19 protein-coding genes are annotated in these 23120 nt (G+C 68.2%); 7 read left to right on the top strand and 12 right to left on the bottom strand.

What is annotated here, in order from left to right; all coding sequences use genetic code 11:
- Nucleotides 1–163: 163 nt before the first annotated feature.
- The 3 genes from KYY02_RS28650 to thyX form a co-directional block, all read right to left on the bottom strand.
- The gene (locus KYY02_RS28650; protein WP_371242928.1) at nt 164–1849 is read right to left on the bottom strand and encodes a ribonuclease J; all 1686 of its coding nucleotides are present in this window, start codon (nt 1847–1849) and stop codon (nt 164–166) included.
- A gap of 153 nt (nt 1850–2002) precedes the next feature.
- On the bottom strand, nt 2003–2905 hold the full coding sequence (gene dapA, locus KYY02_RS28645) for a 4-hydroxy-tetrahydrodipicolinate synthase (RefSeq protein WP_371242926.1): 903 nt from the start codon (nt 2903–2905) through the stop codon (nt 2003–2005).
- Nucleotides 2906–3115: 210 nt separating this feature from the next.
- On the bottom strand, nt 3116–3883 hold the full coding sequence (thyX, locus tag KYY02_RS28640; protein WP_371242922.1) for an FAD-dependent thymidylate synthase: 768 nt from the start codon (nt 3881–3883) through the stop codon (nt 3116–3118).
- A 157-nt stretch (nt 3884–4040) separates the two neighbouring features.
- On the opposite strand from thyX, the gene KYY02_RS28635 reads away from it, so the two are divergent.
- A complete protein-coding gene (locus KYY02_RS28635) occupies nt 4041–4280 on the top strand; it encodes a hypothetical protein (protein ID WP_371242920.1) in 240 nt (79 codons plus the stop codon).
- 114 nt (nt 4281–4394) lie between these two features.
- Entirely contained in the window at nt 4395–4952 is a 558-nt protein-coding gene (locus tag KYY02_RS28630) for an SCO5741 family PH domain-containing membrane protein (RefSeq protein ID WP_371242917.1), read from the top strand.
- 24 nt (nt 4953–4976) lie between these two features.
- On the opposite strand, the gene KYY02_RS28625 is transcribed toward KYY02_RS28630, so the two are convergent.
- From KYY02_RS28625 to rpsO, 5 genes are all read right to left on the bottom strand, one after another.
- Complete coding sequence (locus tag KYY02_RS28625) at nt 4977–5420, bottom strand: tetratricopeptide repeat protein (RefSeq protein WP_371242912.1); 444 nt, start codon at nt 5418–5420, stop codon at nt 4977–4979.
- 14 nt (nt 5421–5434) lie between these two features.
- Nucleotides 5435–6187 (bottom strand): 4-hydroxy-tetrahydrodipicolinate reductase, encoded by a 753-nt coding sequence (gene dapB / locus KYY02_RS28620; protein WP_371242909.1) that lies wholly within the window; start codon nt 6185–6187, stop codon nt 5435–5437.
- A 26-nt stretch (nt 6188–6213) separates the two neighbouring features.
- Nucleotides 6214–7593, bottom strand: a complete 1380-nt coding sequence (locus tag KYY02_RS28615) for a M16 family metallopeptidase (protein ID WP_371242907.1) — start codon at nt 7591–7593, stop codon at nt 6214–6216.
- Complete coding sequence (locus KYY02_RS28610; RefSeq protein ID WP_371242905.1) at nt 7590–9812, bottom strand: polyribonucleotide nucleotidyltransferase; 2223 nt, start codon at nt 9810–9812, stop codon at nt 7590–7592. Before KYY02_RS28610 ends, KYY02_RS28615 begins: the two co-directional genes overlap by 4 nt.
- Nucleotides 9813–10174: 362 nt before the next feature.
- On the bottom strand, nt 10175–10462 hold the full coding sequence (gene rpsO, locus KYY02_RS28605) for a 30S ribosomal protein S15 (RefSeq protein WP_293990265.1): 288 nt from the start codon (nt 10460–10462) through the stop codon (nt 10175–10177).
- Between the two features lie 267 nt (nt 10463–10729).
- On the opposite strand from rpsO, the gene KYY02_RS28600 reads away from it, so the two are divergent.
- Nucleotides 10730–11023 (top strand): DUF397 domain-containing protein, encoded by a 294-nt coding sequence (locus tag KYY02_RS28600; RefSeq protein WP_371242902.1) that lies wholly within the window; start codon nt 10730–10732, stop codon nt 11021–11023.
- Nucleotides 11024–11223: 200 nt separating this feature from the next.
- On the opposite strand, the gene eccD is transcribed toward KYY02_RS28600, so the two are convergent.
- The gene (gene eccD / locus KYY02_RS28595; RefSeq protein ID WP_371242900.1) at nt 11224–12741 is read right to left on the bottom strand and encodes a type VII secretion integral membrane protein EccD; all 1518 of its coding nucleotides are present in this window, start codon (nt 12739–12741) and stop codon (nt 11224–11226) included.
- Nucleotides 12742–13046: 305 nt separating this feature from the next.
- Between eccD and eccCa the strand changes: the two genes are divergently transcribed.
- The 4 genes from eccCa to KYY02_RS28575 all read left to right on the top strand — a co-directional run bounded on the left by eccCa (nt 13047) and on the right by KYY02_RS28575 (nt 20586).
- Nucleotides 13047–17030: a type VII secretion protein EccCa gene (eccCa, locus tag KYY02_RS28590; protein WP_371242897.1), complete on the top strand. Its 3984-nt coding sequence runs from the start codon at nt 13047–13049 to the stop codon at nt 17028–17030.
- A 133-nt stretch (nt 17031–17163) separates the two neighbouring features.
- Nucleotides 17164–17640, top strand: coding sequence for a hypothetical protein (locus KYY02_RS28585; RefSeq protein WP_371242895.1), 477 nt, complete (start codon nt 17164–17166; stop codon nt 17638–17640).
- 18 nt (nt 17641–17658) lie between these two features.
- Nucleotides 17659–19992: a hypothetical protein gene (locus tag KYY02_RS28580; RefSeq protein ID WP_371242893.1), complete on the top strand. Its 2334-nt coding sequence runs from the start codon at nt 17659–17661 to the stop codon at nt 19990–19992.
- Between the two features lie 108 nt (nt 19993–20100).
- Nucleotides 20101–20586, top strand: a complete 486-nt coding sequence (locus tag KYY02_RS28575; protein ID WP_371242891.1) for a hypothetical protein — start codon at nt 20101–20103, stop codon at nt 20584–20586.
- 391 nt (nt 20587–20977) lie between these two features.
- On the opposite strand, the gene KYY02_RS28570 is transcribed toward KYY02_RS28575, so the two are convergent.
- The 3 genes from KYY02_RS28570 to KYY02_RS28560 all read right to left on the bottom strand — a co-directional run bounded on the left by KYY02_RS28570 (nt 20978) and on the right by KYY02_RS28560 (nt 23098).
- Nucleotides 20978–21277, bottom strand: a complete 300-nt coding sequence (locus KYY02_RS28570; protein WP_217130101.1) for a WXG100 family type VII secretion target — start codon at nt 21275–21277, stop codon at nt 20978–20980.
- A gap of 60 nt (nt 21278–21337) precedes the next feature.
- Nucleotides 21338–21685, bottom strand: a complete 348-nt coding sequence (locus KYY02_RS28565) for a WXG100 family type VII secretion target (protein ID WP_371242888.1) — start codon at nt 21683–21685, stop codon at nt 21338–21340.
- Nucleotides 21686–21826: 141 nt separating this feature from the next.
- Nucleotides 21827–23098, bottom strand: coding sequence for a S8 family serine peptidase (locus tag KYY02_RS28560; RefSeq protein WP_371242886.1), 1272 nt, complete (start codon nt 23096–23098; stop codon nt 21827–21829).
- Nucleotides 23099–23120 lie beyond the last annotated feature (22 nt).

Here is a 23120-nt window from a genome sequence, read left to right as displayed (position 1 = left end):
GATCCTGAGTCGGATTCCCCCCTCCCCTACCGGGCGACGGTTCCGACGCACGAGGTGGTCGGGTGCCCGATCGGGAGGAGTCGTAAACGTACTGGAGCGGGGTGCCGCGATGCAAATCGTGGCACCCCGCTCCGGGCTCGCTCGCGCGCGGTCCGACGGACCGTCAGACCTCCACCACCACGGGCAGGATCATCGGCCGGCGTCGGTAGGTGTCGGAGACCCACTTGCCCAGTGTGCGGCGGATGAGCTGCTGCATCTGGTGGGGCTCGACGACTCCGTCCTGAGCCGAGCGTTCCAGGGTCTCCGTGATCCTCGGGATCACCTCGCCGAAGGCGGAGTCCTCGATGCCGGATCCGCGGGCCTGGATGTGCGGACCACCTGTGATCTTGCCGGTGGACGAGTCCATGACGACGAAGACCGAGATGATGCCCTCGTCACCGAGGATCCTGCGGTCCTTGAGGGCCGGCTCGCCGACGTCACCGACGGAGAGGCCGTCGACGTAGACGTAGCCCGCCTGGACCTTGCCGGAGATCTTGGCCTCGCCCTCGACGAGGTCGACGGCGACACCGTCCTCGGCGATGACGATGCGGTCGTGCGGAATGCCTGTCAGGGCGCCCAGCTCGGCGTTGGCGCGCAGGTGGCGCCATTCGCCGTGGACCGGCATCAGGTTCTTCGGACGGCAGATGTTGTAGAAGTACAGCAGCTCACCGGCCGAGGCGTGGCCCGAGACGTGGACCTTGGCGTTGCCCTTGTGGACGACGTTGGCGCCCCAGCGGGTCAGACCGTTGATCACGCGGTAGACCGCGTTCTCGTTGCCGGGGATGAGCGACGACGCCAGGATCACCGTGTCGCCGTCGACGATGCGGATCTGGTGGTCGCGGTTGGCCATACGGGACAGGGCGGCCATCGGTTCGCCCTGGGAGCCCGTGCAGACCAGGACGACCTCACTGTCCGGCAGGTCGTCCAGTGTCTTGACGTCCACGACCAGGCCCGGCGGGACCTTGAGGTAACCGAGGTCGCGGGCGATGCCCATGTTGCGGACCATGGAGCGGCCGACGAAGGCGACCCGGCGGCCGTACTCGTGCGCCGCGTCCAGGATCTGCTGGATGCGGTGGACGTGGCTGGCGAAGCTCGCCACGATGATCCGCTTGCGGGCGCCGGCGAAGACCTGGCGCAGGACGCCCGAGATGTCGCGCTCGGGCGGGACGAAGCCCGGGACCTCGGCGTTCGTGGAGTCGGCGAGCAGGAGGTCGATGCCTTCCTCGCTGAGTCTGGCGAACGCGTGCAGATCCGTGAGGCGGTTGTCCAGCGGGAGCTGGTCCATCTTGAAGTCGCCGGTGTGGACCGCCATACCGGCGGGTGTGCGGATGGCCACCGCGAGCGCGTCGGGAATGGAGTGGTTGACCGCGATGAACTCGCAGTCGAAAGGGCCGATGCGCTCGCGCTGCCCTTCCGCCACCTGGAGGGTGTACGGACGGATGCGGTGCTCCTGGAGCTTCGCCTCGATGAGGGCGAGGGTGAGCTTGGAGCCGATCAGCGGGATGTCCGGCTTCTCGCGCAGGAGGAAGGGGACACCGCCGATGTGGTCCTCGTGGCCGTGGGTGAGGACGATGCCCTCGATGTCGTCGAGGCGGTCCCGGATGGACGAGAAGTCCGGCAGGATCAGGTCGATCCCGGGCTGCTCCTCCTCGGGGAAGAGCACTCCGCAGTCGACGATCAGCAGGCGGCCTCCGTACTCGAAGACCGTCATGTTCCGGCCGATCTCGCCGAGACCGCCGAGCGGGGTGACACGCAGGCCGCCCGCGGGGAGCTGCGGGGGCGGGCCGAGTTCAGGGTGCGGATGGCTCAAAAGACTCTCCTCAAACACGCGCGCCACGTACCGGCGGGGCACGTGGCGCGCATGACGTTCGTGCAGAAGCAGTTGTCGTGTGGGATGCGGGCACCGGTGGCCCGCTTGTTCAGTTGTGAAGTGCGTCTGCGCGCCCGGGCGCGCGAAGTCTGATTACCGGAGTTGTACCCCGCCGGCGGCAAGATCGATCTTGAGCTGCTCGATCTCTTCCGGCGTGCACTCGGCCATGGGGGCGCGCAGGGGGCCGGCGGGCAGGCCCTTGAGGGCGAGCGCCGCCTTGGTGGTCATCACGCCCTGGGTGCGGAACATGCCCGTGTAGACGGGGAGCAGCTTCTGGTGGATCTCGGTGGCCTTCTGGACGTCCCCGGAGGTGTACGCCTCGATCAGGGCGCGCAGCTCGGGGGTGACGAGGTGGCCGACGACCGAGACGAAGCCGACCGCTCCGATGGAGAGCAGGGGCAGGTTCAGCATGTCGTCGCCGGAGTACCAGGCGAGGCCGGAACGGGCGATGGCCCAGCCGGCGCGGCCGAAGTCGCCCTTGGCGTCCTTGTTGGCGACGATGCGCGGGTGCTCGGCGAGGCGGACGATCGTCTCCGTGCTGATCGGAACGCCGCTGCGGCCGGGGATGTCGTAGAGCATGACCGGCAGCTCGGCGGCGTCGGCGACGGCCGTGAAGTGCCGGTAGAGGCCCTCCTGCGGGGGCTTGTTGTAGTACGGGGTGACCACCAGGAGGCCGTGCGCGCCGGCGCGCTCCGCGGCGCGGGCCAGTTCGGTGCTGTGATGGGTGTCGTTGGTGCCGACTCCGGCCACGACATGGGCGCGGTCGCCGACCGCCGCCACGACGGCCCGTACGAGATCCGATTTCTCCGCGTCGCTGGTGGTGGGGGACTCACCGGTGGTGCCGTTGACGATCAGGCCGTCGTTGCCCGCGTCCACCAGATGGGTGGCGAGCCGCTGCGCGCCGTCGAGGTCGAGTGCGCCGTCCGCCGTGAAGGGCGTGACCATGGCGGTGAGGACCCGCCCGAAGGGGGTCTGCGGAGTGGAGGTCGGAGCCATGGGCTACACGCTACTCGTTGCTCAGGTCGGGGTCTTCCCTCGGGGGAGGCGACGAGATGGGGCGAAGGGGGACCCGGCACTGCCTGCTCGGGGGTTCAGGCAGTGCCGAGCCCGCTCGATCAGGCTAGATGAACTTCATGAAATGCCGCAATACGGACACCTCGCGAGACTGAACCGTACATCTGTGCTCGCGGGGCTTGGGCTTCGGTCCTACGGGGCCACGCGCCCGTTGGCGTTGAAGGCGGCGTAGGTCAGCGGCATGAGACGGGCCCATTCGGCCTCCATCTTCTCGCCGACCATCTCGATCTCCCGCTGCGGGAAGGACGGGACTTTCGCCAGTTCGTGCTGGGTGCGCAGGCCGAGGAAGTGCATCAGCGAGCGGGCGTTGCAGGTGGCGTACATCGACGAGTACAGACCGACGGGGAGCACCGCGCGGGCGACCTCGCGGGCGACGCCCTCGGCCAGCAGCTTCTGGTAGGCCTCGTAGGCCTGGTGGTAGGAGTCGCCGAGCACGCTCTGGACGGTCTCGTGCTGTGCGGGAGTGCCCTTGACGAACACGTACTTGCCCGGACGCCCTTCCTGGACCAGCTTGCGCGACGCGTCGGGGACGTAGAAGACGGGCTGCAACTCCCGGTAGCGCCCCGACTCCTCGTTATAGGACCAGCCGACCCGGTGGCGCATGAACTCGCGGAACACGAAGATCGGCGCACTGATCATGAACGTCATGGAGTTGTGCTCGAAGGGGCTGCCGTGCCGATCCCGCATGAGGTAGTTGATCAGGCCCCTGGAACGCTCCGGGTCCTTCTGCAGTTCCCCGAGGGACTGCTCCCCCAGGGTCGAGACACGGGCGGCGAACAGGACGTCGGAGTCCGAGGCGCTGGCCTTCACCAGTTCGACGGTGACGTCGCTCCGCAAGGTGACGTCGGTACGCGGTGACGGCTTGGGGTCGTCGGCGGAGGTCAAGAGGGTCCTTCCCATCGCAGCAGCAGGGCGGCGCCCACTTTACGGGGCGTCCGGGACGGGGAAGGAGGTGCCCTGCCGTGACGAAATCTGCGGATGTGGGCACCTTTGGAGGCGGTCGTTCGTCTGTATCGGTGACAGTGATCCGTTCGATCCCGAAGGAGGCGTACCCCTGATGTCCGGTCGGCGCGAACCCGTACCGTTCGCCTTTGTCGCCGAGGCCGACAGATTCCGCAGCAACGTCGCCCCTCCGCCCCGCGAGCGGGCCTCCGCCGGTCAGATGGCCGGGAGCTGGCTGCTGGGGCTCACCATCGTGGCCGGCCTGGTGGGCTCCCTGGTCGTCGGAATGCCGGCGCTGTCCCTCGATGCCTCGGGTCCGGGGACACAGCAGTCGCAGGCGTCCGAGGGGCGCTGAGCCGCCACCGGTCGTGACGCCGACGCCGTCCGGACCCCCGAGGGTGGTGACCTGCGGCACGGATCGATAGCCTCACCAGGCACTGCTGACGCATGGATCGAGTGAGGACCCGCCGTGCCCCTGCCCTTCCTGACGGCCGACCGCGCTTTCGACACGGCGGACGATGTCGCCCTGCCGTACGACGACCGGGACCGCTGGCGGCGTCCGTACCGTCCCGGGCCGTGGCGGGTGGGTGCGGCGTCGCTCCTGCTGCTGCTCGCGTCGTTCGTGCTGTTCGCCGCGGTGATCATCGCGGCGACGGCGACGCCGGCGTCCGCCGGGGCGGTCTTCGCCGTCGCACTGGCCGTCGTGGCCTGCGCGCTGCGGCTGCTGCGCATGGGCGTGTGGGTGAGTTCCCGCGGGCTGCGCCATGTGGCTTTCGTGGCCACCCGTACGACGTCCTGGGAGCAGGTCGTCTCCGTACGCACGGTGCAGCAACCGGTGCGCTGGCTGGGACTGCCCCGGACGGTGCAGGGGCAGGCGCTGGTCCTCGCCCGCCGAGGGCGTTCGGCGGAGTCGTCGGCGCCCCTGCTGACCTCGCACAACGCGGACTTCCTGGGGCGGGACCAGCTGGCCTTCGACCGGGCGGCCGACACCGTGGAGGCGTGGGCCGCCGAGTACCGGCGCGACTGAGCGGCCGCGGGCTTCCGCGCCCGCTCAGTGAGCGTTCTTGTGCAGGGCGATCGCCCGCTGCATCGCCTTGCGGGCGCGAGGGGTGTCGCGGGCGTCGTGGTAGGCGACGGCGAGCCGGAACCAGCTGCGCCAGTCGTCGGGGGCGTCCTCCGTCTCGGCCTTACGGCGGGCGAAGACCTCGTCGGCCGAGTCGCGGTCGACCCGGCCGCTGGGCAGGCGCTTCAGCTCGTCGACGGGCAGGCCGCCCTCGGCATCGAGCAGGGCGGCGAGCCGGTTGGCGTCACGGACGAACTCGGTGTTCTTCCACAGGAACCAGACGCCGATGACCGGCAGGATCAGCACCGCCGCGCCGAAGGTGACGGTGAGGGGCGTGCCGGCCTCGATGAGCAGCACGCCGCGGCTGCCGACCAGGACGAAGTAGACGACCAGGACGGCGGCCGTGACGACATAGGAGATCTTCGCTCGCATGGGATCGACCCGGCTCAGTTCAGGTCGAGGAAGTGTTCCAGGCCGAAGGTCAGGCCGGGAGCGGTCACCACGCGACGGGCGCCGAGCAGGATGCCCGGCATGAAGCTGCTGTGGTGCAGGGAGTCGTGGCGGACGGTGAGGGTCTCGCCCTCGCCGCCGAGCAGTACCTCCTGGTGGGCGAGGAGTCCGCGCAGCCGGATCGCGTGCACCGGGACCCCGTCGACGTCGGCGCCGCGGGCTCCGTCCAGGGCGGTGGCCGTGGCGTCCGGGGCGGGGGCGCTGCCGGCCTGGCGGCGGGCCTCGGCGATGAGCTGGGCGGTGCGCGTGGCGGTGCCGCTGGGGGCGTCCACCTTGTTCGGGTGGTGCAGTTCGACGACCTCGACGGACTCGAAGTACGGGGCGGCGATCTGCGCGAACTTCATGGTGAGGACGGCACCGATGGAGAAGTTCGGCGCGATGAGGACGCCCGTCTGCGGGGACCGGTCGAGCCAGCCCCTCAGCTGCGCGAGGCGGTCGTCGGTCCAGCCGGTGGTGCCGACGACGGCGTGGATGCCGTGGCGCACGCAGAAGTCGAGGTTGCCCATGACCGAGGCGGGGGTGGTCAGCTCCACGGCGACCTGGGCGCCGTTCTCGGCGAGGGTCTCCAGCTTGTCGTCCCGGCCGAGGGCGGCCACCAGCTCCATGTCCTCGGCGGCCTCGACGGCCCGTACCGCCTCGGAACCGATCCGGCCCTTGGCTCCGAGGACCGCCACGCGCAGCTTGCTCATGTTCTTTGCTTCCTTACCGGGAGGGGTCAGGCGACGGCGTCGTGCAGACGGGACGCCTGCTTGTCCTTGAGCGGGCCGATGACCGACAGGGAGGGCCGCCGTCCCAGGACGTCGCGGGCCACCGAGCGGACGTCGTCCGGGGTCACCGAGGCTATCCGGACCAGCATGTCGTCGACCGACATCTGCTCGCCCCAGCACAGTTCGCTCTTGCCGATACGGTTCATCAGCGCGCCGGTGTCCTCCAGGCCGAGGACGGTGGAACCCCGGAGCTGGCCGATGGCACGCTCGATCTCGTCGTCGGGGAGTCCGTGCTCGGCGACGTGGTCGAGTTCGTCGCGGCAGATCTTCAGCACGTCGTGCACCTGGGAGGGCCTGCAGCCCGCGTACACGCCGAACAGGCCGCAGTCGGCGAAGCCTGACGTGTACGAGTACACGCTGTAGGCCAGTCCGCGCTTCTCCCGGACCTCCTGGAAGAGGCGGGAGGACATACCGCCGCCGAGGGCGGTGTTCAGCACGCCCAGGGCCCAGCGCCGCTCGTCGGTGCGGGACAGACCCGGCATCCCGAGGACGATGTGCGCCTGTTCCGTCTTGCGGCCGACGAGTTCGACCCGGCCGGCGGTGCGCAGTGCGCGACTGCCGCCGCGCGGGGCGATCGGTTCGGCGTCGGGGTTCCTGAGGGCGCCGGCCTCCTCGAAGGCGGCGCGCACCTGGCGCACGACCTTGTTGTGGTCGACGTTGCCGGCGCAGGCGACCACGAGGTGGGTCGGGTCGTAGTGCTTCTTGTAGAAGCGGCGGATGCGGTCGGCGGTGAGGGCGTTGACCGTGTCGACCGTGCCGAGGACGGGGCGGCCGAGGGGGTTGTCGCCGAACATGGTGTGCGCGAACAGGTCGTGCACGCAGTCGCCCGGGTCGTCCTCGGTCATCGCGATCTCTTCGAGGATGGCGCCGCGCTCGACGTCGACGTCCTCCTCCCGGATCAGCGAGCCGGTCAGCATGTCGCACACCACGTCGATGGCGAGCGGCAGGTCGGTGTCGAGCACACGCGCGTAGTAGCACGTGTACTCCTTGGCCGTGAACGCGTTCATCTCGCCGCCGACGGCGTCGAGGGCGGAGGAGATGTCCAGGGCGGACCTGCGGGCGGTGCCCTTGAAGAGCAGGTGCTCGAGGTAGTGGGTGGCGCCGTTGAGGGCCGGGGTCTCGTCGCGTGAACCGACGTGCGCCCAGATGCCGAAGGTCGCCGAGCGGACCGAGGGCAGGGTCTCGGTGACGATGCGCAGGCCACCGGGCAGGATCGTCCTGCGGACGGTGCCGATGCCGTTCTCGCCCTTGATCAGGGTTTGGGTACGGGCGACGGCCCGCGCCTCCGAGGAGGTGCGGGCCGTCGCCTTGGAGCCACGGGACGTCACTGGTCGGCGTCGTCCTTCTTGTCGTCGTCGGTGGAGTCCTCGCCCTCGATCACGGGGATCAGGGAGAGCTTGCCGCGGGAGTCGATCTCGGCGATCTCGACCTGGACCTTGTGGCCCACGCCGAGGACGTCCTCGACGTTCTCCACGCGCTTGCCGCCGGCCAGCTTGCGGATCTGCGAGATGTGCAGCAGACCGTCCTTGCCGGGCAGCAGGGAGACGAAGGCGCCGAATGTCGTCGTCTTCACGACCGTGCCCAGGTAGCGCTCGCCGACCTCGGGCATCGTCGGGTTGGCGATGCCGTTGATGGTCGTACGGGCGGCCTCGGCGGAGGGGCCGTCGGCGGCGCCGATGTAGATGGTGCCGTCGTCCTCGATGGTGATCTCGGCGCCGGTGTCCTCCTGGATCTGGTTGATCATCTTGCCCTTGGGGCCGATGACCTCGCCGATCTTGTCGACCGGGATCTTCACGGTGATGATCCGCGGCGCGTTGGGGGACATCTCGTCCGGCGTGTCGATCGCTTCCATCATCACGTCGAGGATGTGGAGACGGGCGTCACGGGCCTGCTTGAGGGCTGCGGCGAGGACGGAGGCGGGGATGCCGTCCAGCTTGGTGTCGAGCTGGAGGGCGGTCACGAACTCCTTGGTGCCGGCGACCTTGAAGTCCATGTCGCCGAAGGCGTCCTCCGCACCGAGGATGTCGGTGAGGGTGACGTAGTGCGTCTCGCCCTCGATCTCCTGGGAGATCAGACCCATGGCGATGCCGGCGACGGGGGCCTTCAGCGGCACGCCGGCGTTCAGCAGCGACATGGTGGAGGCGCAGACCGATCCCATGGACGTCGAGCCGTTGGAGCCGAGGGCCTCGGACACCTGACGGATCGCGTAGGGGAACTCCTCGCGCGTCGGCAGCACCGGCACGAGCGCGCGCTCGGCGAGGGCGCCGTGGCCGATCTCGCGGCGCTTCGGGGAGCCGACGCGGCCGGTCTCACCGGTGGAGTACGGCGGGAAGTTGTAGTTGTGCATGTAGCGCTTGCGGGTCACCGGGGAGAGGGTGTCCAGCTGCTGCTCCATACGGAGCATGTTGAGGGTGGTGACGCCCAGGATCTGGGTCTCGCCACGCTCGAACAGCGCCGAGCCGTGCACGCGCGGGATGGCCTCGACCTCGGCGGCCAGGGTGCGGATGTCGGTGACACCGCGGCCGTCGATGCGCTTCTTCTCCTTGATGACGCGCTCACGGACCAGGGACTTGGTCAGCGAGCGGTACGCGGCGGAGATCTCCTTCTCGCGGCCCTCGAACTCCGGCAGGAGCTTCTCGGCGGCGAGCGCCTTGACGCGGTCCAGCTCGGCCTCGCGCTCCTGCTTGCCGGCGATGGTGAGCGCCTGGGCGAGCTCGGGCTTGACGGCGCCGGTGAGCGCCTCGAGGACGTCGTCCTGGTAGTCCAGGAAGATCGGGAACTCGCCGGTGGGCTTGGCGGCCTTGGCGGCGAGATCGGCCTGGGCCCTGCAGAGCACCTTGATGAAGGGCTTCGCGGCCTCCAGACCGGCGGCGACGACCTCCTCGGTCGGCGCCTCGGCACCGCCCTCGACCAGCTTGATGGTCTTCTCGGTGGCCTCGGCCTCGACCATCATGATCGCGACGTCGCCGTCCTCCAGGACGCGGCCCGCGACGACCATGTCGAAGACGGCGTCCTCGAGCTCGGTGTGCGTCGGGAACGCGACCCACTGGCCGTTGATCAGCGCGACGCGGACGCCGCCGATCGGGCCGGAGAAGGGCAGGCCGGCCAGCTGCGTGGACGCGGAGGCGGCGTTGATCGCCACGACGTCGTACAGGTGGTCGGGGTTGAGCGCCATGATCGTGGCGACGACCTGGATCTCGTTGCGCAGGCCCTTCTTGAAGGAGGGGCGCAGCGGGCGGTCGATGAGGCGGCAGGTGAGGATGGCGTCCTCGGAGGGCCGGCCCTCGCGGCGGAAGAAGGACCCGGGGATCCGGCCCGCCGCGTACATCCGCTCCTCGACGTCCACCGTGAGCGGGAAGAAGTCGAGCTGGTCCTTGGGGTTCTTGGAGGCGGTGGTGGCCGACAGCACCATGGTGTCGTCGTCCAGGTAGGCCACGGCGGAACCGGCCGCCTGGCGGGCCAGGCGGCCCGTCTCGAAGCGGATGGTGCGGGTGCCGAAGGAGCCGTTGTCGATGACGGCCTCGGCGTAGTGGGTTTCGTTCTCCACCAGTGTTTTCTCCGTTACTTTGTCGTCTTTCGTCCCGCCTCGCCCGTGTGGCGGGGGGACGGGGGCGGAGAAGCGCTCCACTGGTGCGGGCCGGTCTTCGATCGAAGCTCCCGGGGTTCACTCTCCCGGGGGCCACTACCGAGGACCGGCGGCGGCGAGGTGCGCTTCTCCTCGTGCGTCGTGACGTCCGATGACGTCGGTCGGCGGTGCCCCTGGAACCGCATACCCATGCGGTGCGGGACATCACACCGAGTCGTGTCTCTTGCGTTGTGCTACCACACTACAAAGCCGCGGTGGCACTCCGCACGTACAGCAAAGGGAGCGGCCCCCTTTCTCCAGGGAACCGCTCCCTTCACGGCGTCCTACTTGGCGCCCGCCGCACCGCGGCGGATGCCGAGGCGGTCGACCAGCGCGCGGAAGCGCTGGATGTCCTTCTTGGCGAGGTACTGCAGCAGCCGGCGGCGCTGACCGACCAGGATCAGCAGACCACGACGGGAGTGGTGGTCGTGCTTGTGGGTCTTGAGGTGCTCCGTCAGGTCGGAGATCCGACGGGACAGCAGCGCGACCTGGACCTCGGGGGAGCCGGTGTCACCCTCCTTGGTACCGAAATCGGAGATGATCTGCTTCTTCACTGCGGCGTCGAGCGACACGCGTACTCCTCATAGTCTGCGAGTGGCCACCGAGCGCCCCCGGTCTTCGTCTCGGGGGTCTTCCACGGCTCGGAAGGCGGGGATCCGCTGGGCGCGATCTCCAGAGCGAGCCCGCTCCGAAGGTGCGTACACAAACGGCCGTCACTCAGCGTACCAGGCTGTAGCGGGCGCCTTTCCCCCGGTCCGCCGAACCGACCGGGCCGGACGTCGCAGGCCACTAGGGTGAGCGCTCGGACCGTTCGTACGTCGGGAAGGGATCGCTGCGGCATGACGGAGACGGCTGAGGAGATCAAGGCACGCAAGGAGCGGGAGAAGGACGAGCTCTACGCCCTCGACATCTCCGGCGTCGAGTGGCACGGCGCGCCGGGCACCGAGGAGCACGAGGAGCGGGTCGAGATCGCGTACCTGCCCGGCGGCGCCGTGGCCATGCGGTCCTCCCTCGATCCGGACACCGTGCTGCGGTACACGGAGGCGGAGTGGCGGGCCTTCGTGCTGGGCGCGCGGGACGGGGAGTTCGACCTGGAGCCGGCTCCGCGGAACGACGGACGCGACGCCGGGTGAGACAGCGGCGGGCGGCACTGCGCGTGCCGCCCGCGCGCCCGGGGAACACCGGCTGATCCCGGCGGCGGCCCACTGGCGGTCGGTGCCGCCCACGCGCACCCGGGGACACCCGACCGCACCTCCGAACGTCGAGCCGGTGGCAGGGGCCGCCCACGCGCCCGGGAACACCCCCGCCCGTTCTCCGGAGGAGAGCGGGCGGGTCAGTCGCCGGTCATCGACCGGGCCGCCGCGTAGACGTCGAAGACGGCGAGTGCCAGCGGGACCAGCGTCAGCAGGACGAACACTTCCGCGATCTCCATGAACCGGCCCCAGAAGGGCGTGACGCCGCGACGGGGGACGACCAGACCGACGGCGGTGACCAGGGCGACGGCCACGGCCACGGCCGCCACCAGCCACACGCTGCGGACGTCGAGGGCGGTGGTGTCGCCCTGGAGCGCATCGCGCCAGTCCTGGGCCGGCGGGTTCATCGCGAGCCCCAGGCCGAGGAAGACCAGGCAGGCGAGGCCGGCCGCCAGAGCGGAGGCGACCTGAGCGGTGTACCGGAACAGCTGGGCCCGCATCAGCATCGCGACACCGGTGGCCAGGGCGAGGAGTTGCGCCCAGACGTTGCCTGAGAAGCCGAGGACGATCGACGCCCCCACGGACACGAAGGCGCACCCGCCCACGAGTCCGACGAGGAGTTCGTGGCCGCGACGGGCCTGGGCCGCGACGCGCCGGGTGTCGACGGGTTCCGGAGCGTCCTGCTCCTGCGTCAGGTAGGAGCCGCGTGACGCGCTGGGCGGTTCGAAGTCGATGGGCAGCCGGGCGAAGCGCACGGACAGGCCCGGCAGGAAGGCGAGGGCGCACACCGCCAGGGGCGCGCACACGGCGGCCGTCTCCATGGGCTCCAGCCGTGTCAGCATCGCGAGGAACGTCGTGAGCAGCCCGATCGCGGAAGCGAGGACGAAGGCCACGAAGGGGCTGTCGCCGCCCGGGGACACCAGGGCGAGCACGACGGAGGCGACCAGCACCGCCGCGCACGCAAGGAGGAACTGGAGCCGCCCGATGCCCTGGCCGTCGGCGAGCGGCAGCAGTCCCGAGCCGGCCACGGCGATGTTGGGCAGGGCGCCCAGCCCGAGGGCGACCGCGGAGCCGCGGTCGTCGTACACGCGCGCACGGACGCACGCGAAGGTGGTCAGCAGGAATCCGGCGACCGCGGCGAGGACGCCCTGGAGGCCGTGCATGTCGTGGTGGACCTGGGAGCTCCAGGCCACGAACGCCAACAGCACCGGAAGGACACCGCCCGCCACGAGACCGGCGACGCGGGTGAGATCACCGTCCCACAGGGCGCGGTCGCGGGCGACGGCGGATGCCACCGCCTCCGACACGTCGTCGAAGACGGCGGGGGGCAGCGACTGCGAGAACGGGCGCAACGTGAGCAGTTCGCCGTCCAGGATGCGCTGGACCGCGAAGGACCGCGCACTGTCGAGGACGGTCCCGTCGCGGCGTACGAGGTGGTAGCCGACCGGTGCGCCCTCGGCGGGGCTCTGCCGGGAGAACCGCAGGATCTCCGGGTACAGGTCGGCGACCGGCACGTCGTCCGGCAGCGCCACGTCGACACGACTGTCGGGGGCCACGATGGTGACCCGGCAGAAGCCGAGTCCCGTGCCTGCCCCGGACGGGGCCCCGGTGCCCGGTCCGCCGGCCGCGCCGGCCGGCGCGGAGGCCGTCGTACTCACCTGTTGTTCCCCCTCGTCGGTGCTGCGGACCCGCACGTACCGTCGCGCACGGTCCCTGGGCGGTGCTCTCGTCGGACCCGACCGTCGGCCGCCTTCTCGGAGACAGGACCGACGGACCACGCGTGTGCCACACGTCGCGCGGTGCACGGGCTTCGGCGGCCGATTCGCGACTGTTCACACGTCCCACGGCACCCTACCGCCCGCTGGAGTCGGCGGCTGTCAGTAGGATCGCGCCGCGCGATCGACGTTCGCCGGACACGGGGCGGTGGGCGGAACGGATCGGTTCGGCAAGGGAATTGGTGCGAGTGAGTCACATCGTCGTCAAACGTCCGCCACGTGCGCTGCCGAAGGACGTGCCCACGAACGAAATCGTGCTGCAACCGCCTCCGGAGCTGCCGCGCGGTCAGCAGGAGGGCGCCCTGATGCAACTCCTGCCCATGCTCGGCATGGGCGGGTCCGTGGTGTTCTTCTTCAATCCGCAGGCCCAGCCGTTCATGAAGATCATGGGCATGGTGATGGTGGCCTCCACCATCGCCATGGGCGTCGCGATGCTGGTTCGCCACCGACGCGGCAACCAGGGGCAACTGGCGGACATGCGCCGGGACTATCTCCGCTACCTGTCGCAGGTCCGGCTCACCACCCAGGAGACCGCGAAGGCCCAGCGTGACGCCCAGTACTACCTGCATCCTTCACCGGAGCAACTGTGGGCCCTGGTCGCCGAGGGCAGCCGGGTGTGGGAACGGCGCGTCGGCGACGCGGACTTCGGGCAGGTACGGGTGGGGCTGGGCCCGCAGGCTTTGGCCACTTCCCTGGTTGCGCCGGAGACCGCTCCGGTGGACCAGCTGGAGCCGCTGACCGCCGGCGCCGTGGAGCGCTTCGTGGCCACCCACAGCACCCTCGACGCCCTCCCGATGGCGGTTTCCCTGCGTGCCTTCTACCACGTGACGCTCAGCGGCGACCCTAGGAGCGTGCGCGGAACGGCCCGTGCCGTCACCGCCTCCCTGGCCGCGCTGCACTCCCCCGAGGACCTGGTGGTCGCCGTCGCCACCGGACGCGAGTCGGCTCCCGAGTGGGAGTGGGCCAAGTGGCTGCCCCATGTGCAGTGTCCGACGGCCGCGGACGGCGCAGGCAGTATGCGCCTCGTCACGGCCGACCCCGTGGAGCTGGAGGAACTGCTCTCCCCCCGTCTCCAGGGCCGTCCGCGCTTCCACCCGGGCGGGCCGCCGGTGCCCGAGCAGCCGCACCTGGTCGTCGTGCTCGACGGCGTCTCCCTTCCGCCGACGTCGCTGCTGGCGAGCCCGGAGGGTCTGCAGGGCGTGACCGTGCTGGAGGTCGTGCCCGGCAACCTCGCCACCGGTCGTGGTGACCTCTCCATCGTCGTCCACGCCAGGGACCTGCGTCTCGAGTCGGCGCACGGCATGGTCTACGAGGGCACGTCGGAGGGACTCTCGTACGAGGCGGCGGAGGCCCTGGCCCGGCAGCTCGCCCCCCTGCGCATGGCGTCGGGCGGGGACGACGACGAACCGCTCCTGTCCAACCTGGAGTTCACCGATCTGCTGAATCTGGGTGACGCCGCGGCGGTGGATCCACGACGGACATGGCGACCCCGTTCGCAGTCCGAACGGCTGCGGGTGCCGATCGGCGTCGGCGAGGACGGCCGGGCCGTGATGCTCGACCTCAAGGAAGCGGCGCAGGAGGGCATGGGCCCGCACGGCCTGTGCGTCGGCGCGACCGGTTCCGGGAAGTCGGAGCTGCTGCGCACCCTGGTCCTCGGCCTCGCCGTGACCCACTCCTCCGAAACCCTCAACTTCGTGCTGGCGGACTTCAAGGGCGGCGCCACCTTCGCGGGCATGGCCCGACTGCCCCATGTGGCGGCCGTGATCACCAACCTGGCCGACGACCTCACCCTCGTCGACCGGATGGGCGACTCCATCCGCGGTGAGCTCAACCGGCGCCAGGAGATGCTCCGCGACGCGGGCAACTACGCCAACATCCACGCCTACGAGAAGGCCCGCGCCGCGGGTGCTCCGCTGCAGCCGATCCCGTCCCTCGTCCTGGTGATCGACGAGTTCAGCGAACTGCTGACCGCCAAACCGGACTTCATCGAGATGTTCGTGCAGATCGGCCGGATCGGCCGGTCGCTGGGCGTGCACCTGCTGCTCGCCTCGCAGCGGCTGGAGGAGGGGCGGCTGCGCGGGCTCGAGACCTACCTGTCGTACCGGATCGGTCTGCGCACGTTCTCGGCGGCCGAGTCACGGGCGGCGCTCGGCGTGCCGGACGCCTATGAGCTGCCGAACGTCCCGGGCTCCGGTTTCCTGAAGTTCGGCACGGACGAGATGGTGCGCTTCAAGGCGGCGTACGTCTCCGGCGTGTACCGCTCGGACACCGACCGGGCGGCGTCGTACGACGGCCCCCTTCCCGTCGACCGCCGGCCCGTGCTGTTCACGGCCGCGCGGGTTCCGGTGCAGTACCTGGCGGTTCCGCGACAGCGCGACGCCTCCGACGGTGTGACGGGCGACGAGACGGACGACGCGCTGGCCGACACCGTCCTCGACGTCATCGTGCGGCGCCTGGAGGCGCAGGGCCCGGCCGCGCACCAGGTGTGGCTGCCCCCGCTGGACAGTCCGCCGTCGCTCGACGCGCTGCTGCCCGGCCTCGCCGAGGTGCCCGGCCGCGGCCTGACCCAGCCCGGATACGAGGGCGCGGGCAGGCTCGTCGTCCCGGTCGGCCTCGTCGACAAACCGTACGAACAGCGTCGCGACCCCTTGTGGGTGGACTTCGGCGGCGCGGCCGGCCACATGCAGATCCTGGGCGGTCCGCAGTCCGGGAAGTCGACGCTGCTGCGCTCGATCATCGCCTCCTTCGCGCTCACCCACACCCCTCACGAAGTGCAGTTCTACGGACTGGACTTCGGCGGCGGCGGCCTGTCCGCCGTGGCGGGGCTCCCGCACGTGGGCGGTGTGGCGTCGCGTCTGGACCCCGAGAAGGTGCGGCGTACGGCAGCCGAGGTGTACGGCGTCATGACGCGCCGTGAGGAGTACTTCCGTACGGCGGGCATCTCCTCGATCGCCGAGTTCCGTGCCCGTCGCGCGCGGGGCGACATCTCCGTGACCGAGCAGCCCTGGGGCGACGTCTTCCTGGTCATCGACGGCTGGGGGAACTTCCGCACGGACTACGACGCGCTGGAGCCGGTCGTCCTGGACATCGCGACACGCGGCCTCGGCTACGGCATCCACCTGATCCTCACCGCTTCACGCTCCATGGAGGTCCGCGGCAACCTCAAGGACCAGTTGATGAACCGCCTGGAGCTGCGGCTCGGTGACCCCATGGACTCCGAGTTCGACCGCAAGGTCGCGGCCAACGTGCCGACGGGGGTGCCCGGTCGTGGCCAGACCCCGCAGAAGCAGCACTTCATGGCCGCGGTCCCGCGGATGGACGGCCTGTCCTCCGACACGGACCTCGCGGAGGCGACCCAGGCACTCGGGACCGAGGTGGCCCGGCACTGGCAGCAGCCCGGCGCTCCCGCGGTGCGCCTGCTGCCGAGGGAGTTCCCGGCCCGCCAGCTCCCCCCGGGCGACCGGTTCCCTCGCCAGGGAGTCTCCTTCGCGCTCGACGAGGACAATCTGGAGCCGGTGTTCGTCGACTTCGACCAGGACCCCTTCTTCCTGATCTTCGGAGAGAGCGAGTCCGGCAAGTCGAACCTGTTGAAGCTGCTCATCCGGCGTCTGACCGAGCGCTACGACGGCGACAGCTGCAAGCTCTTCGTCATCGACAACCGGCGCTCCCTGCTGGGCGCGACCCCGCCCTCGCACCTGGCCGAGTACGTCCCCATGTCGAACCAGATGCAACACCACATGGACGCGCTCGCCGAGCTGATGCAGCGGCGCACACCGACCGCGGACGTCACGCCGCAGCAGTTGCGCGACCGCAGTTGGTGGCAGGGGCCGACGGTCTACATCGTCGTCGACGACTTCGACCTGGTGGCCACGTCGAGCGGCAACCCCCTGGCCGGTCTGACCGAGCTGCTTCCCCTCGCCCGGGACGTCGGCGTGCGCTTCATCATCGCCCGCTCCACCGCGGGCGCGAGCCGCTCCGGGTACGAGCCCTTCATGCAGCGGCTGAAGGAACTCGGCGCACAGGGCGTCGTCCTCAGCGGCGATCCGGCCGAGGGCGACCTGCTGGGCGGCGTGCGTCCGCGTCCGATGCCTCCGGGGCGGGGCGTGTTCGTCTCCCGGCGGCGGGGGCGGCCGTTGGTGCAGACGGGGCTGGTGGCGGAGGAGGCTTTCTGACCTGTATCAGCTGTTCCCGGTCCGATGGGACCAGAGAATGGCTGAGGATTTCGTCGCGGCTCTTCCCGAAAGCGCCGCGCGGAAGAGAACCGGTACGACCATGCCTTGTTGACAGCAGTGGAGGAGTGGACCCATGGCGTGGGACGAGTGGGAACAGTTGAAGGCTCAGGCTGCCGACCGGCAGTCGACACGCATGCAGGTGAACCAGGCGCCCGCTCAAGAGCCGGCCGCCGGCGGCGAACCCGACCTGGTCGTACAGCAGGACGACCTCGGTGCCGTGGGGCATGAGGCGTTCGTCCTGCACGGTGATCTCGTGAAGAAGGTGGACATTGCCGGTTCCAGCATGAACTCCGATCACGCCGGTTCCACGCACCAGGCGGCGTCGGCGCTGTCGAAGTTCAACTTCACCATGGGTGACGAACTCATGACGACGCTGACGGTCTGGGAGAGCCAGGTGAAGGCGGTCCGTCAGGCCTGCGCCCACATCTCGAACCACCTGGACTTCAGCAAGAAGCGGCACGCCAACGACGATGCCGAGATCGCTGCCGTCATCAGGAACCGCAACGGATCCGCGGTGCCCGCCTCGGAGCTCGGCAAGTACTTCAGGTAGCACGGGGGAAGCTCAGGCATGTCCATCACCTACAACGACCTGATGCAGGTCGACCTCGGCAGGCTGGAGACCGCGGTATCGGACTGGAAGAAGGCGGTCACCCACTTGAAACAGCTTGAGACCGACGCACGTGACGGCCTCAAGAAGAAGTCCGACCGCGCACGCTGGGAAGGTGTGAACGCCGGCGTCACGCGGGGGTTCGTGGACAAGACCGCCAAGGAGTTTGCGGACCTCCGCACGGAGGCCAACAGCATCTTCCAGGTCCTGGACGACGCCCACCGTGAGCTCGAAGCGTTGCAGAAAGGTGTCAGGACACTCACCAACGAGGCCAAGGACAAGGGCTACACCGTTCAGGACAACGGCAACGGAACGGTGAGTGTGGGCGTCCAGCCCCAGCCCGGCGCCGATGCGAAGGACGGCAAGGACGACACGAAGCAGGACCGGCAGCGCTACGCCGACTCCATCACGGGAAAAGTCGCCCACGCCAACGACATCGACCTCTCCACCAAGCTGGCACTCAAGCGGGCGCACGGGAGCGACCCGCACAACGCCGGTCACGCGAAGTACGGTTCGCTCGATGACGCGCAGGTCGAGCGAGCCCTGGAGCTCGCCAAGAGGCGCGAGGACATGACCGACCGCGAACTCACCGAGCTGAACAGGCTGCTGCGCCACAACGGACGTGAGAAGGACGGCGAGTTCGCGACCGAGTTCTTCGAGGGCCTGGGCGGACCCAGGCAGACGCTCGAGTTCTACGCTGCCATGTCGATCGACGGTACTGACGACAACGCCTCGAAGACCCGCCTGGCCGGCGTGCAGGACCTGCAGAAGTACATGGGCCACGCCTTGGCCAATGCGACCGACCCCTACACCCCGCAGAGCGTCAAGGGCGACCGGCAGCATCTGCCCTCGTGGTGGGGGGCGGAGTTCCGCAGGCTGGGCACTCAGGAGATCGAGTGGGAACGCGGCATGTGGAGCAAGCCCTACGGATACCAAGTCCTGGGCGGTCTGCTCCGTTACGGGAACTACGATCCGGCGTTCCTGACTCCCATCGCGGAACACGTCACCCAGCTCCATCAGGACGATCCGCACCGGTTCATGTCCAGCAGGCCCGCCGGCAGCGACGACCGTTACGGGTTCAACCCTTCCGGAAAGCTCGGCAGCGGCAACGATCCGCTGAACAGCGTGCTCGAGGCCCTTGGCCACAGTCCTGAGGCAGCCGAGCAGTTCTTCACGGAGAAGCCCACGGCGTACAACGAGGACGGCACGATCAAGTCCGGTGAGAAGACGGACTTCAAGTCCTACCTCGACCTTTTCACCAAGAAGGACTTCGAGTGGACGATCGACACGAACAGCCAGCACGTCCTCGCGGATGAGGAGGCGACGAAGAACGCGCTCAACTTCGGGCCGAACGCCCTCGGTCACGCCCTGGAGGCCGCCGCGACGGGCCGCCCGTACGACAGCAACACGGTCGACCCCTCGGTCAAACACAGCGAGGCGCAGGCGAAGCTGGTCCACGACATCGTGGAGAAGTTCACCAAGAATCCCGACCTGCTGACGCACAACATGAACGGGAACCTGGAAGAGGAGAAGACCGGTCCGCTCTACGCACTGCGGGACAGTCTGGGCAACATCTCGGCGGACTACATCGGTGACTTCCAGCGGTCGATGTACCTGGAGAGCTCCGACAGCAAGACCTTCCCGGTCAACGGAGCGGCCGCCGATCTAGAATACGGGAACGCGCAGGAGTTCCTGGGTCTGGTCGGGCAGGATCCGGATGCGTACAACGCGATCACTTCCGCGCAGCAGGCGTACACGACGAACGTGGTACATGAGTTCCTGCAGGCAGAAGGGAAGGACCTCACTCCGGAGGATAGCGCGCGCGTCGGGGACCTGGTGGCGCCGGGAGCCGCCATCGCGGGGATCATGAGCAACTCGCGGGCCGATGCGATCTATGACTACCACACGGCTTCGAACAAGGAATTCAACGAGGCTGCAGCCGACAATGCGAAGTGGGTCAACCGGATCGTGGGGCTGGGGACAGGCGCCATCCCCGCACCCTTCTCCGTGGCGGGAGAACCGGTCAATTGGCTGACCGAGGATGTAACCGAAAGCGTCTTGAAGAGCATCAACAAGGACACAACGGACGAGGCCGAACTCAGCGCAGGGAAGGAGTACTCAGAAGGAAGAAAAGCGGCAGTGGATGCATCCACGGTAGCCATTACCACATACTTTTCAAATCACGAAGAAATTGACACGAAAACCAGAGAGGCTATCGAGCGATCCGTTCGCACCCAAGCAGGCGTCAGTCACTCTGATGGTGCTCAATGGAATTCATCAGGTGATGGAACGTAAGGCTACTCCGACAGTTGACCCGCCGCTCAGCCATTTACTCCCTACAGGTCGAGCAAGAGTAGGAGGAGAGGATATCCGTTGCGACATAAAAGGCTTTTCGTTGCCGCTGTGCTCACGATGATGATCACAGCGTGCGAATCATCGAACAAGGGGCTTTCGTATCCCGTCCCGGACAACATCTGCGGGATCCCCGCCGACAAGGGAGCCCTGGAATCCCTACTTGACGACGGCGACGAACTGGAGCAGGACACGGGCCCCTTCAGCCTCACGGAGGGCCAATTCTGCCATATGTACGTAGACGGAAACGACTCCGTAGTCAGCGATGGGAACTGGCACGAGGGCGGATACAAACTGCGCGACCTTTTCCAGGACTACGAGGTGAAAAACTTGCGTTACTTCAAGGGAGGTACATACGCCTCATGGCATCGCGGGGTAGCAACGGCGCTTCCGTGTCCTGGAGTCAGCAAAGAAGGTGACGTCGTGTCCGTGGAAGTCAAAGACATGAGGTGGAATGAAGAGTCACAAGCCTTGCTGGAGAGGCTCGCCCCCTCCTACTTCGACTCTTATAAGAAGAAGCTCGGTTGTCAGCACTGAGAGTCGGCTTTGAAGGTGCTTTTGAGCGAGTAGTCAGATGTCACTCACGCCGTGGACGCCTCGGATGACCTTGTAGTTCTACTGAGCCCCGGTCGGCTTACCCTTCGAGGGATTCTTGACCGAGTGGCGGAGGCCGCCCTCCGCATTTTCGTATTTGGAAGTGACCAGGGGCGGTACGACCCACCGGAAGCGGGTCGGCGCGCATCACTCCTGCGGTACCGCTCGTCGCACCGCGGTGCAGTGACACCGGTCAGCACGTGAGGCCCTCGGCCGGATCTTTCGCAAGATCGTTTTGCCGGGGCCTCACGGGTGCACGGCCTTGGGGACGGCAGGAGCCCGGCCCAGCAGGGCGATCACGACAGGTGACAGCCGGCTACATACAGGGAAAGTCTCACTGGAGGTATCGCGACGCCGCCAGGTCGCCTTCCATGTACGTACCACCGGACGAACCCACGACCTGGCCGATGCCCATCAGGGCCTGGTGGATGTCGCTGGCTTCCTTGTCCCAGCGCCGCAGCTTCTCGTCGAAGGTGTCCTGCGCCTTGCCCGCCCAGTACTGCTTGCTGTTGACCACCATCTGCCGGAGCTGCTGGAGGTCCTCCTCGAGCTGCTTCGCCTCGTTGGCGATGGTGGTCGCCGCGATGTCGAGACCGTCATAACCGACTTGCAGTCCCTCGTTGTTACGGCTCATCTCTGCCTACCTCGTCTCGCTCGTGTGTGCTGTTGACCGATGACCGGGAATTCCGCCGGCTCAGAACGAGCTGAACGGGGACGACTGCACTGTGGGGGCGCCGTCCTGAACGTTGATCTTGTTCACGGAGGTGCGGACCTCGTCTTCCTTGCTGTCCTTGATGTTGCGCGCCGTGGTCATCGCGTCGATGACGTCGGCGAGGACGCGGCCCATGTTCTGCAGAGACGTGTTGATCTCGTGCTGCTTGGTGTCGAACGCGGCACGACCGATGCCGTGCCACTGCCCCTCGAGGCCGTCGATCACACCCTGGAGGCTGCGCACCCGCTTCCGGATGTTCTCGAACTTCTCGTACATGTCCTTCTGCAGCTTGACTACCGCTGCATCTTCGAGTTTCTGGTCGACGGCCATGGCCAGCCGGCCCTCCCTGTCTCTGTTCTGGATTCCAACTGTTGTGGCTCAGTGGCTTACGGCGGTGATACGGGGGCCCGCCCGGTTCGGCCTTTCGGCCTTCTCGAGCCGGGCGGGTACGGGTGGGCGGCGAAGCCGAGGTCACCGTGCGCGCCGTGCGCGCAACACCCCGAAGGTGGCCCCGCCGACCACGATCACCGCCGCGGCGGCGCCCACAGCGATCCACAGTGTGTTGCTGTCGTCCGACGACTCCGCGGACACGGTCTCCGCCTTCGATCCTGCTCCGGCCGCCTTGTTCGCGGAAGTGGACCCCGCGCCCTGTGACGCGCCTGTTGCAGACGGGGAGGGAGCGGCCGAGGACGGCGCGATCTCCGTCACCAGCTTCTCCCCATCCTTCTTGTTCCACTTGCCGAGCGGATCGGAGTAGGGGTCGCCGGCGTCGTAGTTCGGGTCCGCGAGCACCACGCGCGGCCTGATGGTTCCGTACCCGGACTTCTGCGTCGGCTTGTCCTTCGGCCACTTGCGGCCCGCGGTGTCGATCAGCGCGCGGGTGACCTGGTTCGCGGTCCAGTCGGGGTGCGCGGACCAGATGAGGGCGGCGGAGGCTGCGGTGATGGCGGTGGATTGACTCGTGCCCTGGACGCCGCGGCAGTAGGTAGTGAAATCGGGTCGGCAGTATGCCGGGATGTTCTCCCCTGGAGCCACAAGGTCAACATACTGCCCGTAGGAGGAAAAATCCGACACTCTACTGATCTCATCGATGGACGAAACCCCCAGAACGTACGGATATGCGGCCGGGTAACTAATAAATTCTTTACCATCGTTCCCCACGCCAGCGATCAATAGCTTCCCTTTCGAAGCGGCGTATTTAATTGCTGCTTCGATATCCGGGTCAGCGATATTCGAGCCGAATGACATGCTGATGATTTGCGCATCGGTGTCTGCAACCGCTCGGAGGGCTTCCAATTCTGTAGCCGTCTTCCGCCAATCCTCAACTTCCTGTTGATCCTTTAGTTGGATCCGATACGGAACGACTTTCGCTCCAGGCGCAAGCCCTTGGATACCACCATTCACCCCGGTGCCGGCGATCAGTTCGGCCATGCTCGTTCCATGACCGCTGTAGTCGTCGGTGGCGCCGTAAGCAACGCTCTCGGGGACCTCGTCGGTAAGGACTTGTCCCTTGAGTGAATCCGTATGGGGATTGACTCCGGAGTCGATGACCGCGACCTTGATGCCCTTGCCCGTGCTGGCCTTCCACATCTGCTCGGCCTGCATGGGCTCCAGGTACCACTGCTCCGACTGAACATCGGCGGCAGCAGCACCCGGGGCGAACGCCACGCTCGCCGTGACCAGGGCGCTCACAACGGCGCCCACGGCACGTACGCGTCGCCCTCGACGTGTCCCTGACTTCATGGTGTGGTAAGTCCTCGCTAGC

The organism is Streptomyces pimonensis, assembly GCF_041380215.1.
GTDB lineage: Bacteria > Actinomycetota > Actinomycetes > Streptomycetales > Streptomycetaceae > Streptomyces > Streptomyces pimonensis.
Note: the sequence above shows the minus strand (reverse complement) of the source record. Positions and strands in the feature narration are given on the sequence as shown.